This window comes from Streptomyces sp. 3-6 (assembly GCF_056323165.1).
Map to the genome: position 1 here is coordinate 831,253 of NZ_JBWHZP010000001.1, position 14,809 is coordinate 846,061.

Here is a 14,809-nt window from a genome sequence, read left to right on the forward strand (position 1 = left end):
AGGCGGACGCGGCGTGCGGTTCTCCGGGGCGACGGAGGCAGCGGCGTGCGGTTCCCCGGGGGGCGACCTGCGGCAGGGGACCGCGCCGACGGCCGGCACGGTGACGGCGCCCGGCGGGTCCGCGGCCGTCCGAGCCTCGGATCGCAGGCCGGAGAGGGCCGGAGAGGGCCGGCGGGGGCGAGGACAGGGAGAGGGCCGGTGCGGGCAGGACAGGGGCGGGTGAAGGCGAGGACAGGGCGAAGGAGGGTGCGGTCGAGGGCGCTCGGCAGGATTCGTGCCCCTCCCGAACGCTGACGCATCATGGCCGAGTGCGACTGGAAGCGATCACCTGGGACCGGCTCCGCGACCGCCTCGCCGACCGTCTGCTGGATCTGCGGACGGCCGACGACAGCCCCTGGCCGCGGGTGGCCCTGGACGGCGCCCCGGCCGCCCGCCCCGGAGAACTCGCCGCGGACATCGCTGACGCCCTGCGGCTGCGAGGGCGCCCCTCGCTCGTCGTGGGGACCGAGGGTTTCCTGCGTCCCGCCTCGGTCCGGCTGGAGCACGGCCATCAGGACGTCGACACCTACTACGACGGCTGGTACGACACCGGGGCCCTGTGGCGCGAGGTCTTCGGCCCGCTCGATCCGGGCGGCAGCGGGCGGGTCCTGCCCGACCTGCGGGACCCGGTCACCGACCGGGCCACCCGCAGCCCCGCCGTGTCCCTCCCGCCCGGCGGCATCCTCCTGCTGCACGGGCCCTTCCTGCTGCGCCACTGGTTCCCCTTCGACCTCGGCGTCCACCTCCAGTTGTCCCCGGGCGCCCTGCGCCGTCGCACCCCCGAGGCCGAACACTGGACCCTCCCCGCCTTCGAGCGCTACGCCCGGGAGACCGACCCCGCCGGCACCGCCGACGTCCTGGTCCGGGCCGACGACCCGCGCCGCCCGGCCTGGCGCGGCTGAGCCCTACGGTCCGCGTCACGGCACCGCCCTGCACCCGGCGTGTCGCGGCCGAGCCGGAACGCCCGGTCTGCCGCACGGCACCCGGCACGAGGCGCCCAGCCGCAGCTCCGCACGGCGTCCCGTCGGACCGGTGCCTCCGCATGCGGGCGGGGCAGCGCGCGACCAGAATGAAGGGCGTCGGGACTCGCGGCGCGCCCCCGCGCCGCGCCGGCCGTCCGGCACCGGGAGGTACTTCATGACCACCGCCGGAGACATCATGCACCGCGGCGCCCAGTGGATCCCCGCCCACGAAACCCTCGACCGCGCGGCCCAGTTGATGCGCGAACTGAACGTCGGGGCACTGCCGATCAGCGACGAGAACGAACGGCTGTGCGGCATCCTCACCGACCGCGACATCGTCGTCGGCTGCGTCGCCATGGGCCGTGATCCGTCCCGGGTGACCGCGGGGGAGATGGCCAAGGGCACACCCCGCTGGATCGACGCGGACGCCGATGTAGGCGAGGTCCTCCAGGAGATGCAGGAGCACCGGATCCGCCGGCTGCCCGTCATCCGGGACAAGCGCTTGGTCGGCATGATCAGCGAGGCCGACCTCGCCCAGCACCTGACCGACGACCAGATCGCCACCTGGGCCGAGCAGGTCTACGCCCGCCGCTGAACGAAGCCCCCGGGAGACCGGGGCCGGGCCCGACGGAGTGCCGGGGCCCCTCGGCCGCGGACCCCCCCCGGCCTGCCCTCCGCTCGGCGTTCCGTCGGTCGGCTCCGCGCACCGGGCCGTCGCTGTCAGCTCGCCGCACCGGACCGTTTCCCCGGCTCCACCGCACCGTTCCGTCGGCTCGCCGCACCGCTCCGTCGGGCTCGCCGCACCGTTCCGTCGGCTCGCCGCACCGGAGCGGCCCTCCGGCCACCGGGTGTCCGCTGGGCGTGCGCCGCGTCCACTACCGGGAACATGCCGCGCAAATGGGATGATCGCGGCATGATGCGATCCGACGGGAACCTGCTCGACCACCGGCCGGACGAGGCGGCCGAACACCTCGACGCCTTCGCCGCACTCTTCGACCCCACCACCTTCCGCCACTTCGAGGCGGTCGGTGTCGGCCCCGGCTGGCGCTGCTGGGAGGTCGGCCCGTCCGGTGGATCCGTGGTGTCGTGGCTGGCCAGGCGGGTGGGCCCCACCGGCCGGGTGCTCGCCACGACCACCCAACCGGCCCGTCTGGCCTCGGCCGCCCGGCCGCCGGTGGAGGTGCGGGCCCACGACATCGGTACCGAGGAACCTCCGGTGGAGGGCGGCTTCGACCTGGTGCACGCCCGGCTCCCGTTCATCGGCGCGGCGGACCAGGGCCGCATTCTCCGTCTCATGGTCCGCGTGCTGCGACCCGGTGGGCGTCTGATCGTCGAGGACACCGACCCCGCCCTGCAACCCCTGCTGTGCCCGGACGAGCACGGCCCCGAGCAGCAGCTCGCCAACCGGTTGCGCCAGGGCCTGCGCCGCCTCCTCGCCGACCGGGGGTCGGACCTCGCCCACGGTCGCAGGCTCCCGCGGCTGCTGCGGGAGGCGGGCCTCGGCGGAGTACGGGCCGACGCCTACTTCCCGCTCGCCGAACCGGCCTGTGCCGCACTGGAGTCGGCGACCATGCGACTGGCGCGCGACGGCCTCGTCGGAGCCGGCATCGCCACCGCCCAGGACATCGACCGCCACCTGGCGAACGTGGCCGAGGGGACCCTGGACCTGTCCACCGCCCCGCTGATCACGGCCTGGGGCCGCAAGGGCTGACCGCGCCGGGTCCGGACGGATCACCCAACGTTCCCGACGTTGCTGCCACCCCCGAGACCCCGCCTCGCCCCGCCCCATCTCAAGGCGACGCACAACCAGCCCTCGGTCACGCGGACCCACAACCAACCATCGGTCACGCGGACGCCCCGAAACCGTCGGCCACGCGGACGCACCAGGGCTCGGGTCACGCGCGCGTACCGGGAGCCGGCGGTGTCCCGCCCTCCGGGGGCCGGGGTGGGCGGCCGCCCACCACCTGCACCGCGTGCGCTCCCGCGCGGCACCCCTGCCGGACGCCGTCCAAAACGTCGGCCCCCCTGAGCAGGGCCGCGAGGAAGGCACCGGTGAAGGCGTCACCCGCGCCCGTGGTGTCCCGTGCGGGGGCCGCGACGGCGGGGACCCGGGCGCACACCTCGCCGGAACGGGCCAGCAGTGCTCCGTGCGCACCCTGCTTCAGCACGACCAGCGGGACGTCCCGGCTCAGTGCCGCCGCCGCGTCGGCCGCGTCCGGCAGGCCGGTGAGCAGGCAGGCCTCGTCCCGGCTGGGCAGCAGCACGTCCACCCCGGCGACGAGGGACAGGAACCGTTCCGCGCCCAGGTCGGCGAGGAAGCCCGCCGACGCCGGGTCCACGCTCACCGGCACACCACGCGCCCGGGCTGACGCGAGAGCCGCCGCAACGAAGGCCCGGCCCGGGTCGGAGAACAGCAGGTAGCCCGACAGGTGCAGCCGGGCCACGCCGTCCAGCAGCGCCTCGGACCAGTCGCCGGGCCCCAGCCGCAGGGACGCCCCGCTGTCCGTCAGGAAGGTCCGCTCGCCTCCGGCCTCCCCGTCGACGAGACAGATCACCGTCCCGGTGGGGGCCGTGTCGTCGACGACCAGCAGCGGGCTCACCCCGTGCACGGCGAGTTCCCGCGCGTGCCAGTCCGCCGAGTCGGCGCCCACCCGTCCGAGCAGCCGCACCGTCACACCGCCCGCCCGGGCGGCCCAGCACGCCACGTTGGCCCCGGCGCCGCCGGGCAGCCGGCGGATCGCCGCCACCGTGTCCGTCCCGGAGGCGAGGGGTCCACGGTGCCGGGCGACCACGTCCGTGACGACGTCACCGACGACCAGCAGCCCGCCCCCACCCGCGGGCCGCCCTTCCGTACGCCCTTCCGTGCGCTCCTCCCTACGCCCGGGAGCCCCGCTCACGCCCCGGCCCGCGCCGCCGCGACGCGGGCCGCCAGCCGCACGTTGCCCCGCACCGCCGCCAGGTTGGCGGCCAGGGAGGCGCCGTCGGTGTGCCGGACGAGATGGTCCAGCAGGAACGGCGTGACGCCCTGGCCGGTGACGCCCGCCTCCGCGCACGCGCGCAGCGCCTCGTCGAGCACCCGCGCGTGCACCGCGGGGTCCAGCTGCTGGTCCTCGGGCACGGGGTTGGCCACGATCAGCGCCGACGGGGGGCCGCCGAGCGCGTCCTGGGCCCGCATGACGTCGGCCACCTGCCCGGGGGAGTCCAGCCGCCAGTCCACGGGGTGACCCGAGTCGGACAGGTAGAAGCCGGGGAACCGGTCCGTGCCGTACCCGGCCACCGCCACGCCCAGGGTCTCCAGGCGCTGCAACGTCGCCGGCACGTCGAGGATCGACTTGACGCCCGCGCAGACCACCGTGATCCGCGTCCGGGCCAGCAGCCCCAGGTCGGCCGACTCGTCCTGGGTCACCGTCCACTCCCGGTGCACCCCGCCCAGGCCGCCCGTCGCGAACACCCGGACGCCCGCCCGTTCCGCCAGCAGGGCGGTGGCCGAGACGGTGGTGGCACCGCTCGTCCCCGTCGCGACCGCGAGCGGCAGGTCGCGGTGGCCCAGCTTGCGTATCCCGTCCTCGTTGGCGACCCGTTCCAGCTGCTCCTCGTCCAGGCCGACCCGGGGCACGCCGTCCAGCACCGCGATCGTCGCGGGCACGGCGCCCTCCTCCCGCACGACCGCTTCCAGCTCCAGGGCCACCCGGAGGTTCCGGGGCCGTGGCAGCCCGTGCGCGATGATCGTGGACTCCAGCGCCACCACGGGCCGGTCAGCGGCGAGCGCCTCCCGCACCTCTTCCGACACCCTCAGCACCACGTGTCCGCCTCCCGTCAGCCGCTCCTTCCTCATCCCTGGCGACCCGCGCGCCCGGGCAAACCCCTTGCACGTCGGCGCGGTGGTCCCGCAGCCTGGGACACATGACGGATCACACGGCACGCCTCGACCACGTCGTCCTCTGGGTGCGCGATCCCGTCGCCGCCGCACACTTCTACGCCGAGGCGGTCGGTCTCGAACCGGTCCGGCTCGCCGAGTTCTCCGCGGGAGCGGCCCCCTTCCCGTCGGTCCGGGTCAACGACGACACGATCATCGACCTGATGCCGACGGAGACGGCCCGGCGCATGACCATGCTGCCCGGGGCCGCCGACAGTTCGGGGCACCCCGTCAACCACGTCTGCCTGTCGCTGCCCGCCACGGACTTCGACGCGCTCCGGGACCGGCTCGTGGAACGCTCGGTGCCGCTGACGGACTTCTCCCATGACTCCTTCGGGGCGCGCGGCCCGGCCAAGCGCAGCTTCTACTTCCGCGACCCCGACGGCAACGTGTTCGAAGCACGCCACTACGACTGAACCGGAACCCGCCTGAACGGGGCTGGCCTCGCCTGAACGGGTCCGGCCTCCTGAACGGGCCCGACCCCGCTCCGTTCCCGGCTGCCCACGCCCGACCCCGGTCGCCTCCGGCCAGCCCCGCCCGCCGAGGCGGTCCCGGTCAGAACAACGGCTCGGGCAGGACACCCTCCAGGGCGAGCAGCCGCCGCTTGGTCTCCAGCCCGCCCCCGAAGCCGCCGATCCCGCCGTCGCTCTCCACCACGCGGTGGCAGGGCACGACGACCGGCAGCGGATTGGCCCCCATCGCCATGCCCACGGCCTGGGCACCGCCGGGCCGGCCGACCCGCCGTGCCAGGTCGCCGTAGCCGACCACCTCGCCGAAGGGCACCCCGGTGGCGAGCTCGCGCAGGACCGCCCGGTTGAAGCCCGATATCAGCGACCAGTCAAGCGGCACGTCGAAGGTGTGCCGCTCACCCGCCAGATACGCCTGGACCTGGCGTATCGCCTCGGCGAGCAGGGGAGCGGCGGGATCCTCGACCGGGGCGGCGCCGAGCCGTTCGGTCAGCCGCTCCAGCGCGCGGTCGCGCACCGCGGCCGTGGCGTGGAACACGACGTTGACCAGGCCCGCCCCGGTGGCGGCCAGCATCAGCGGGCCGATGTCCGTCTCCACGACGGCCCACACCGGTGCGCCGTCGCGCTGCCCGTCCTGCCCGTGACTGCTCATGCGCCCACGGTACGGCCCGCCACCGACAACCCGGTGGCGCAGGGGACCCGCCGGGCACCCCCGGCCCGCAGGGGACCCGCCGGGGACCCGCCGGGCACCCCCGGGCGGCGGCCACGGCCGCGAGGGTGCCCGGCCGGGACCGCGTCCGGGTCAGCCCACCACGTCCGGGTCAGCCCACCACGTCCGGGTCAGCCCACCGCGTCCGGGTCAGCCCACCGCGTCCCGCACCACGTCCGGGACGTTGCTGATGATGCCGTCGACGCCGTAGCCGGCCACCCGCCGTGCGGCGGCGGCGTCGTTCACGGTCCAGGTCTGCACCTCGAGCGGCGAGCCGTGCGGTCCCCGGAAGGACTGCACGGCGGCGACGTAGCCGCTCGTCAGGGACGTGTACGACGGGTTGATCTGGTCGGCGAAGGCCGCGTAGCCGGGCAGGTCGCCCACCGGGGGCTTCCCGAGCAGTCCCGTCCGGACCGCGGGCTTCAGCTCGTGGACGGTGCGCACGCTGGCCGCGCTGAAGCTCTGCACGACCAGCCGGTCCCCGACGTGCCGGCGGTCCAGCCAGCCCTCGTTGGCGAGGACCTTCAGGGTGTCCCGCTCGATGCCGGGGTACAGCTCGGGGTTCTTGATCTCCAGCAGCAGCTTCTGGCCGTGCCGCTCCACCCGGCGAACGAACTGCTCCAGCGTCGGAACGCGCGTGCCCCGGAAGGACGGCGAGAACCAGCTGCCCGCGTCCAGTCGGGCGATCTCCGCGGCGGTGAAGTCCTTCACCTTCCACGGCGACCGGCCCGGGAAGACCTCCTCGGCATCGGTGGTGCGCCGCAGGTTGTCGTCGTGGACGACCACCAGCGTGCCGTCCTTGGTGCGCTGTACGTCGTTCTCCACCCACTCGAAGCCCAGCGCCGCCGCCCGGTCGACGGCCGCCAGCGTGTTCTCCGGCGCGTAACCGGAGCCGCCCCGATGGGCGACGACCAGCGGTGTGCCGCCCGTGTCGGCGGCACCGGCCGGGGACATGGGGAACAGGAGGGCGGCGGCCCCCAGGAGTGCGGTGATCGATGCGGTGACGGAACGCGCGTGCATGCGTACTCCTCACGTGCGGTAATCCGGACATCACGGACCGTTCAACTGTGACATCGGTCGGTCAACGTGAAAGGGGCGCAGGATGGCCACAGAATGAACGCGACTTCCCCAACTCCGCACACCACTGGCTCACAACTGGGGTGAGGGCGTGTTTCTTTGCCGGAAAGTCGTTCGACCATTCCGGTGGCGGTCATACTCTCTGCGTCTACCCTGGCCGCCGGTGCGGTCCTGGGACGGGGGTCGTATCGGGAGTTCCAGGGCGAAACAACGGCGGGAAGGGCACCGCGCATGCAAGGCACCGTCGACGGTTTCAGCTACGGCCTGGTCACACCGCTCGTGGCCTACCTCATGGCCTGCCTCGGCGGCGCCCTGGGACTGCGCTGCACGACCCGGTCCCTGACCGCGTCCCGGTCCCGGCGCGCGGCCTGGCTGGCGCTCGGCTCGGCGGCCATCGGTTCGGGCATCTGGACCATGCACTTCATCGCCATGATGGGCTTCACCATCGAGGGCACCCCGATCCGCTACGACGTGCCGACGACCTTCGCGAGCCTCGCCGTCGCCGTCGTCATGGTCGGCATCGGCACCTTCATCGTCGGCTACCGGGGAGCGGCCGGCACCGCCCTGTTCACCGGCGGCACCATCACCGGGCTGGGCATCGCCTCCATGCACTACCTGGGCATGGCGAGCATGCACCTCGACGGGGCGCTGGAGTACGACACCCTCCTCGTCGCCGTGTCCGTGGTCATCGCCATGGCCGCCGCCACCGCCGCCCTCTGGGCGGCCGGACAGGTCAAGGGTCTGCGGTGGAGCGTCGGCGCCTCCCTCGTGATGGGCCTCGCCGTCACCGGGATGCACTACACCGGCATGGCCGCCCTGGAGGTCCACGTCCACGGCGCCACCGCCCCCGCCACCGGCGAGACCGCGGCCACCCTGCTGGGCCCCATGCTGATCGGGCCGCTGGCGTTCCTGGTCCTGCTCGGCCTGCTGGTGATCTTCGATCCGCTGGTGATCACCGGCGGCCCCGCCCCGGTGCGCGAGCGCCGGCCCGGCATCCCGGCCCACCCGGACCTGCGCCACTCCCCGGCGCGCCCCCGGCCGCGCGCCCGCGGGCCCGTCGAGCACCGGCACCGCACCCCGCAGAAGCGCTGACCGGCGGCGGGCGACCGCGTGGGAACGCCGGCCGGGACCGTTGCCGGGACCCGTTGTCAGTGACGGGTCGTACCGTTGATGGCATGCGGCCCGTTTCCCACATCGAACGCACGGTGGCGCCCTTCGAGGTCGTCAGCCCCTACCAGCCGAACGGCGACCAGCCTGCGGCCATCGCCGACCTCGCCCGGCGCATCCAAGGCGGCGAGAAGGATGTCGTCCTGCTGGGCGCGACCGGCACCGGCAAGTCCGCCACCACCGCGTGGATGATCGAGAAGCTCCAGCGTCCCACCCTGGTGATGGCGCCGAACAAGACGCTGGCCGCCCAGCTGGCCAACGAGTTCCGCGAGCTCCTGCCGAACAACGCGGTCGAGTACTTCGTCTCGTACTACGACTACTACCAGCCCGAGGCGTACGTCCCGCAGTCGGACACCTACATCGAGAAGGACTCCTCGATCAACGAGGAGGTGGAGCGGCTGCGGCACTCCGCGACCAACTCCCTGCTCACCCGCCGTGACGTGGTCGTGGTCGCCTCCGTGTCCTGCATCTACGGCCTGGGCACGCCCCAGGAGTACGTGGACCGCATGGTCCCGCTGCGGGTCGGCGAGGAGATCGACCGGGACCAGCTGCTGCGCCGCTTCGTCGACATCCAGTACACGCGCAACGACATGGCCTTCAGCCGCGGCACCTTCCGCGTCCGCGGCGACACCATCGAGATCTTCCCGGTGTACGAGGAGCTCGCCGTCCGCATCGAGATGTTCGGCGACGAGATCGAGGCGCTGTCCACCCTGCATCCCGTCACCGGCGAGATCGTCAGCGACGACCAGCAGCTGTACGTCTTCCCGGCCTCCCACTACGTCGCGGGCCCGGAGCGCATGGAGCGCGCGGTCAACGACATCGAGAAGGAGCTGGCCGAGCGCCTCACCGAGCTGGAGCGCCAGGGCAAACTGCTGGAGGCGCAGCGGCTGCGCATGCGCACCACCTACGACCTGGAGATGCTCCGCCAGATCGGCACCTGCTCCGGCGTCGAGAACTACTCGATGCACTTCGACGGCCGCCTGCCCGGCTCCCCGCCCAACACCCTGCTGGACTACTTCCCGGACGACTTCCTGCTGGTCATCGACGAGTCGCACGTCACGGTCCCGCAGATCGGCGCCATGTACGAGGGCGACGCCTCCCGTAAGCGGACCCTCGTCGACCACGGTTTCCGGCTGCCCTCCGCCCTGGACAACCGGCCTCTGAAGTGGGAGGAGTTCCAGGAGCGCATCGGCCAGACCGTCTACCTGTCGGCCACCCCCGGGCAGTACGAGCTGTCCCGCTCGGACGGCGTCGTCGAACAGATCATCCGTCCCACCGGCCTCGTCGACCCGGAAGTCGTCGTCAAGTCCACCGAGGGCCAGATCGACGACCTGGTGCACGAGATCCGCACCCGCGTCGAGAAGGACGAACGCGTCCTGGTCACCACGCTCACCAAGAAGATGGCCGAGGACCTCACCGACTACTTCCTGGAGCTCGGCATCCAGGTCCGCTACCTGCACAGTGACGTCGACACCCTGCGCCGCGTGGAACTGCTGCGGGAGCTGCGCAGCGGCGAGTACGACGTGCTCGTCGGCATCAACCTGCTCCGTGAGGGCCTCGACCTGCCCGAGGTGTCCCTGGTGGCGATCCTGGACGCCGACAAGGAGGGCTTCCTGCGCTCCGGCACGTCCCTGATCCAGACCATCGGCCGGGCCGCGCGCAACGTCTCCGGACAGGTCCACATGTACGCCGACAAGATCACCCCGGCGATGGAGAAGGCCATCGACGAGACCAACCGCCGCCGGGAAAAGCAGATCGCGTACAACCAGGAGAACGGCATCGACCCCCAGCCGCTCCGCAAGAAGATCAACGACATCGTCGCCCAGATCGCCCGCGAGGACGTCGACACCGAGCAGCTGCTCGGCACCGGGTACCGCAAGCAGCGCAAGGACGGCGGCGGCACCAAGGCCCCCGTACCCGCCCTCGGCGGCGCGGCGGCCAACGGTGCGAGGACGGCCCGGGGCAAGGCCGGGGCGAGCGTGCCGACGGACCGTCCCGCCGCCGAGCTCGCGGAGCAGATCGAGGAGCTCACCACGCGGATGCGCGCCGCCGCCGCGGAACTCCAGTTCGAGATCGCGGCCCGGCTGCGCGACGAGGTCTCCGAGATGAAGAAGGAACTGCGCCAGATGCGCGAGGTGGGCCTGTCCTGACGGCCCGCTGAGGCCCGTGACGGCCCCCTGACGGCGTCGGCCCGCCCCCGGGCGCGCGGCCGGCGCCCCGCGCCGTGCCGCCCGCCCGGGGGCGGGGACGGGCTGTGTTGCAAGACCGACACAAAGTGCGGGCCAGGGTGCGTCGCTGTCAGTGCCCCTGCGTAGGGTTCTCGTCAACCGCGGTGCTCGCGGCAACAGGGGACATCCGAGAGGGGAATCAGCGCGTGACCGTCAACATGACCAAGGGTCAGGCCATCAGTCTGCAGAAGGACGACGGCGGCAGCCTGAGCGCGGTGCGCATGGGTCTCGGGTGGCAGGCGGCTCCCCGTCGGGGCCTCTTCGGCTCCCGCACCCGGGAGATCGACCTGGACGCCTCCGCCGTCCTGTTCGCGGACAAGCAGCCCGTCGACGTCGTCTTCTTCCGCCACCTCGTCAGCGACGACGGCTCGGTGCGCCACACCGGCGACAACCTCGTCGGCGGCGTCGGCCAGGGCGGCGACGACGAGGCCATCCTCGTCGACCTGTCCCGGGTCCCGGTCCACATCGACCAGATCGTCTTCACGGTGAACTCCTTCACCGGCCAGACCTTCCAGGAGGTGCAGAACGCCTTCTGCCGCCTGGTCGACGAGACCAACGGCCAGGAGCTGGCCCGCTACACGCTGGCCGGTGGCGGCGCCTACACCGCCCAGATCATGGCCAAGGTGCACCGCTCGGGCAGCGGCTGGACGATGACGGCCCTCGGCAACCCGGCCAACGGCCGCACCTTCCAGGACCTGATGCCGGCGATCCTGCCGGTCCTGTAGGGCCCTCCAGGCTCCGGAAATCCGGGGGCGGGACCACACCACACACGCGACACAGGGGGACGAGGGCGATGACGGCCGAGCTGGTGCGGGGACAGAACCATCCGCTGTCCCGGTCCCGTCTGGAGGTCCGGATCTCGGCCGGCACACCGGTCGTGGCCGCGGCCGCGCTGGGCGACGAGAACGGACGCATCCACGGCGCGGACTGGGTCGCCCACCCGGGCGCGCCCACCCGGCCCGGCCTCGAAGTGTCCCGGCAGGCCGCCGCCGACCACCGTCTGGCGGTCGACCTGGACGCCCTGCCGGACGCCGTGCACCGCGTCAGCGTGCTGCTCTCCCTGCCGGCCGCGGGCGGCGGACCGGGCCCGGCCCGGTTCGGCACCGTGGCGGCCCCCTTCGTCGCCGTCACGGGCCTGGACGGCACCGAGCTCGCCAGCTACACCGTCACCGGCCTGGACAGCGAGTCCGCCGTCATCGCCCTGGAGCTCTACCGGCGGCAGGGCGCCTGGAAGGTGCGCGCCATCGGCCAGGGATACGCCGGCGGACTCGCCGAACTCCTCGCCGACCAGGACCTGGCCGAGGCGCAGCGCCTGGCGTCCGAGGTGCACGGGGCCATCGCCCAGGGGCTCGCCCGCTCCGTGCAGGCCCCGCCGCCCCGCACTCCGGAGGGCGACCGTTCCCGCCAGGCCACCGCCCCGGCCCTCGGTGCCGACCAGAGCGGTTCGGCCTCCCCGGGCGCCCCCGGCCCGGCCGGGCCGTCCCACGGGGACCGGCCGCAGCCGGGCCGGCCCGAGCCGCGGCCCGCCCACGGGAGCGCGGCCGACCCGGCCGACCCGTCCCCGGCGGGCGGGCCCGTCGACTACCGCCACCCGCGCCGGCAGCACACCGCCCCGCCCCCGCCGCCTCCCGCCGCCCCGCCGTCCCGGCCCGGCGAGCCGGCCCCTCCGGTGGCCGGCGACGCGACCGGCTGGTCCCTGGACGAGCGGCTCTACAACCAGGTCTGGGGCATGTTCGAGGACCTGGCCCGCACCACCGCCGCCTACCGCAGCGCGGTCGACTTCGCCGAGTCGCGCAGGGACAAGGAGCTGGAACAGGTCCTGTCCGACCCGCGCAGCCGGATCGGCGGCCAGGCCGACGCCGCCCGCGAGGCGGCCCAGGCCCGCCGGGACCAGCTCGTCGACCAGGCCCGTGAGGTCCTCGACCGGGACCTCGCCCAGCTGATCGCCGAGGCCGAGGTCGTCGAACCGGCGCTGCCGCCGGCCTTCGCGCGCTGGGACAGTCCCGTCTGGCACGCCTACCGGGTGCCGATGGAGATCCCCATGGCCCTGCGCCTGGGCGACCTCCACCTCCCGGAGGCCGACCGGGTGCGCATCCCGATGCTGCTCCGGCTGCCCCTGGAACGCGGCCTGTGGATCGACAGCGGACGCGCCGGCCGGCTCGACGAGTCCTTCACCGACGCGTACGACCTGCGGCGCCTCGCCCTGGAGACGGCCGTGGCGCACGCGGCCCGGCTGCTCGCCGTGTATCCGGCGGGCGAGTTCACGGTGCACGTCGTCGACCCGGCCGGTTCCGGCGCGCAGGCCCTCGCCCCTCTCACCCGGTCCGGTGCGCTCGCCGCTCCGCCGGCGCGGGGCGCCGCCGGTGTGACGGACGTGCTGGGCAGGCTCACCCAGCGGGTCGACCTGGTGCAGATGGCGCTGCGCGCGGGCGCCCCCGACGCGCTGCCGCCCGACTTCGACACCTCCCAGCACCTGCTGATCGTCAACGACTTCCCGCACGGCTTCGACGACCGGGCCGTCAACCAGCTGCGGTACCTCGCCGACGAGGGCCCCGCCGTGGGCGTCCACCTGATGATGGTGGCCGACCGGGAGGACGCCGCCGCGTACGGACCGCTGCTCGACCCGCTGTGGCGCGGGCTGCTGCGGCTGACGCCGGTGGCCGACGACCACCTCGCCGACCCGTGGGTCGGGCACGCCTGGACCTACGAGCCGCCGGTGGTGCCGCCCGGCAGCGCGGTGCTCGATCAGGTGCTCACCCGCGTGTCCGAGGCCCGGCGCGCCTGGAACCGGTGAGCGACCGGTGAGCCCCACGAAGCGGCTGTGACCAGCGCCACATAAGTCCTGACCTGCCCCTTTGGTTTTCCTTTTACCCAGCTCTTTACCAATCCTTGGTGATGCGGGTACTGTTCACCGCACGGAGGGGAGTACTCCCCATCTGTGCGGTGACCCCGTCAGTACGGATCAGGCCAGATCCCGGGGCGTCGGCCCGGGACTCATCAAGCGCTGTGGGAAGCGCCGGAGTCCTGGGTGGAAGAGACCTCCGGCAGCGACGACGCTGACTTTTGCCGTGACCGTATCTGCCGGAGGCGCAGTGGATGTTTCCCTGACCCTGTGGGTCCTGACGATCGTGGGCCTGGCGGCCCTGATCTCGGTCGACTTCTTCATCGGCCGCAAACCGCACGACGTGTCCATCAAGGAAGCCGGTATCTGGACGGTCGTCTGGATCGTCCTGGCCGTGCTCTTCGGCATCGGCCTGCTGATCTTCGGCGGCGGACAGCCCGCCGGCGAGTTCTTCGCCGGCTTCATCACCGAGAAGTCGCTGAGCGTCGACAACCTCTTCGTCTTCGTCCTGATCATGGCGAAGTTCGCGGTGCCCTCGCAGTACCAGCAGCGGGTGCTCCTCGTCGGCGTCCTCATCGCCCTGGTCCTGCGGGCGATCTTCATCGCCGCCGGCGCGGCGATCCTGGCCAGCTTCTCCTGGGTCTTCTACATCTTCGGTGCCTTCCTCATCTGGACGGCCTGGAAGCTCATCCAGGAGGCCCGCGCCGACCAGGAGGACGAGGAGTTCGAGGAGAACAAGCTGCTCAAGGCGGCCGAGCGGCGCTTCGGAGTCGCCGACCGCTACCACGGCACCAAGCTGTGGATCGAGCAGAACGGCAAGCGGATCATGACGCCGATGCTGGTCGTCATGCTCGCCATCGGCACCACGGACGTGCTGTTCGCGCTCGACTCGATCCCCGCGATCTTCGGCCTCACCCAGGACCCGTACATCGTGTTCACGGCGAACGCGTTCGCCCTCATGGGTCTGCGCCAGCTGTACTTCCTGATCGGCGGCCTGCTGAAGAAGCTGGTCCACCTCTCGTACGGCCTGTCCGTCATCCTCGGCTTCATCGGTGTGAAGCTGGTGCTGCACGCGCTGCACGAGTCCGGGGTCCACGTGCCGGAGATCAGCATCCCGGTCTCCCTGGGCGTCATCTGCTCCGTCCTGGTGATCACGACGATCACCAGCCTCCGGGCCTCCCGCAAGCTGGCGGAAGCCGGAGCGGCGAAGGACGGTAGCGGCGACACCGGCAGCGGCGACAAGGACAGCGTCGGCGCCTGACCGCACGGGCACCACGCCGGGAGCGGCGGGCCGCGACGCGCCGGCCACCGCTCCCGGCGTCGAGCCGTCCACCGGCCCGGCCCCCACGGCCGACCCACCGCGCATCACCGGCGCCGCCCCGCCCCGGGCGGCGCCCCGGAA

Annotated in this window: 13 protein-coding genes; 9 read left to right on the plus strand and 4 right to left on the minus strand. The window is 73.2% G+C overall.

Features of this window, described 5'->3' with window-relative positions:
• Positions 1-308: 308 nt before the first annotated feature.
• The 3 genes from AC02VZ_RS03435 (at position 309) to AC02VZ_RS03445 (ending at position 2,712) form a co-directional block, all read left to right on the plus strand.
• Positions 309-941: a nucleoside/nucleotide kinase family protein gene (locus AC02VZ_RS03435; protein WP_476474473.1), complete on the plus strand. Its 633-nt coding sequence runs from the start codon at positions 309-311 to the stop codon at positions 939-941.
• Positions 942-1,176: 235 nt separating this feature from the next.
• A complete protein-coding gene (locus tag AC02VZ_RS03440) occupies positions 1,177-1,596 on the plus strand; it encodes a CBS domain-containing protein (RefSeq protein ID WP_362088951.1) in 420 nt (139 codons plus the stop codon).
• Positions 1,597-1,914: 318 nt separating this feature from the next.
• Positions 1,915-2,712 (plus strand): methyltransferase domain-containing protein, encoded by a 798-nt coding sequence (locus tag AC02VZ_RS03445; protein WP_432054001.1) that lies wholly within the window; start codon positions 1,915-1,917, stop codon positions 2,710-2,712.
• Positions 2,713-2,896: 184 nt separating this feature from the next.
• On the opposite strand, the gene AC02VZ_RS03450 is transcribed toward AC02VZ_RS03445, so the two are convergent.
• Together AC02VZ_RS03450 and AC02VZ_RS03455 are read right to left on the minus strand one after the other, a co-directional pair.
• Positions 2,897-3,898 (minus strand): carbohydrate kinase family protein, encoded by a 1,002-nt coding sequence (locus tag AC02VZ_RS03450; RefSeq protein WP_476474474.1) that lies wholly within the window; start codon positions 3,896-3,898, stop codon positions 2,897-2,899.
• Entirely contained in the window at positions 3,895-4,803 is a 909-nt protein-coding gene (locus AC02VZ_RS03455; RefSeq protein ID WP_476474475.1) for a pseudouridine-5'-phosphate glycosidase, read from the minus strand. Before AC02VZ_RS03455 ends, AC02VZ_RS03450 begins: the two co-directional genes overlap by 4 nt.
• Positions 4,804-4,904: 101 nt before the next feature.
• On the opposite strand from AC02VZ_RS03455, the gene AC02VZ_RS03460 reads away from it, so the two are divergent.
• Entirely contained in the window at positions 4,905-5,333 is a 429-nt protein-coding gene (locus tag AC02VZ_RS03460) for a VOC family protein (RefSeq protein WP_432053999.1), read from the plus strand.
• A gap of 139 nt (positions 5,334-5,472) precedes the next feature.
• On the opposite strand, the gene AC02VZ_RS03465 is transcribed toward AC02VZ_RS03460, so the two are convergent.
• Together AC02VZ_RS03465 and AC02VZ_RS03470 are read right to left on the minus strand one after the other, a co-directional pair.
• Positions 5,473-6,036 carry a methylated-DNA--[protein]-cysteine S-methyltransferase gene (locus AC02VZ_RS03465; protein WP_432053998.1) on the minus strand — a complete coding sequence of 188 codons (564 nt, stop codon included), beginning with the start codon at positions 6,034-6,036 and terminating at the stop codon, positions 5,473-5,475.
• A gap of 207 nt (positions 6,037-6,243) precedes the next feature.
• Entirely contained in the window at positions 6,244-7,113 is an 870-nt protein-coding gene (locus AC02VZ_RS03470; RefSeq protein WP_432053997.1) for a glycerophosphodiester phosphodiesterase, read from the minus strand.
• A 288-nt stretch (positions 7,114-7,401) separates the two neighbouring features.
• On the opposite strand from AC02VZ_RS03470, the gene AC02VZ_RS03475 reads away from it, so the two are divergent.
• From AC02VZ_RS03475 to AC02VZ_RS03495, 5 genes are all read left to right on the plus strand, one after another.
• Positions 7,402-8,262 carry an MHYT domain-containing protein gene (locus AC02VZ_RS03475; protein WP_432053996.1) on the plus strand — a complete coding sequence of 287 codons (861 nt, stop codon included), beginning with the start codon at positions 7,402-7,404 and terminating at the stop codon, positions 8,260-8,262.
• 83 nt (positions 8,263-8,345) lie between these two features.
• Positions 8,346-10,487 (plus strand): excinuclease ABC subunit UvrB, encoded by a 2,142-nt coding sequence (gene uvrB, locus AC02VZ_RS03480; RefSeq protein WP_432053995.1) that lies wholly within the window; start codon positions 8,346-8,348, stop codon positions 10,485-10,487.
• A 224-nt stretch (positions 10,488-10,711) separates the two neighbouring features.
• Positions 10,712-11,290, plus strand: a complete 579-nt coding sequence (locus AC02VZ_RS03485; protein ID WP_362088943.1) for a TerD family protein — start codon at positions 10,712-10,714, stop codon at positions 11,288-11,290.
• A 68-nt stretch (positions 11,291-11,358) separates the two neighbouring features.
• Complete coding sequence (locus tag AC02VZ_RS03490) at positions 11,359-13,359, plus strand: TerD family protein (protein ID WP_432053994.1); 2,001 nt, start codon at positions 11,359-11,361, stop codon at positions 13,357-13,359.
• A gap of 298 nt (positions 13,360-13,657) precedes the next feature.
• Positions 13,658-14,668, plus strand: coding sequence for a TerC family protein (locus tag AC02VZ_RS03495; RefSeq protein WP_432053993.1), 1,011 nt, complete (start codon positions 13,658-13,660; stop codon positions 14,666-14,668).
• Positions 14,669-14,809: the final 141 nt, after the last annotated feature.

Bases quoted from the DNA above. Each gene is read 5' to 3' on its own strand.
- AC02VZ_RS03440 (WP_362088951.1), top strand. From the start codon at position 1,177: ATGACCACCGCCGGAGACATCATGCACCGCGGCGCCCAGTGGATCCCC.
- AC02VZ_RS03445 (WP_432054001.1), top strand. From the start codon at position 1,915: ATGATGCGATCCGACGGGAACCTGCTCGACCACCGGCCGGACGAGGCG.
- AC02VZ_RS03460 (WP_432053999.1), top strand. From the start codon at position 4,905: ATGACGGATCACACGGCACGCCTCGACCACGTCGTCCTCTGGGTGCGC.
- AC02VZ_RS03465 (WP_432053998.1), bottom strand. From the start codon at position 6,036: ATGAGCAGTCACGGGCAGGACGGGCAGCGCGACGGCGCACCGGTGTGG.
- AC02VZ_RS03470 (WP_432053997.1), bottom strand. From the start codon at position 7,113: ATGCACGCGCGTTCCGTCACCGCATCGATCACCGCACTCCTGGGGGCC.
- AC02VZ_RS03475 (WP_432053996.1), top strand. From the start codon at position 7,402: ATGCAAGGCACCGTCGACGGTTTCAGCTACGGCCTGGTCACACCGCTC.
- uvrB (WP_432053995.1), top strand. From the start codon at position 8,346: ATGCGGCCCGTTTCCCACATCGAACGCACGGTGGCGCCCTTCGAGGTC.
- AC02VZ_RS03490 (WP_432053994.1), top strand. From the start codon at position 11,359: ATGACGGCCGAGCTGGTGCGGGGACAGAACCATCCGCTGTCCCGGTCC.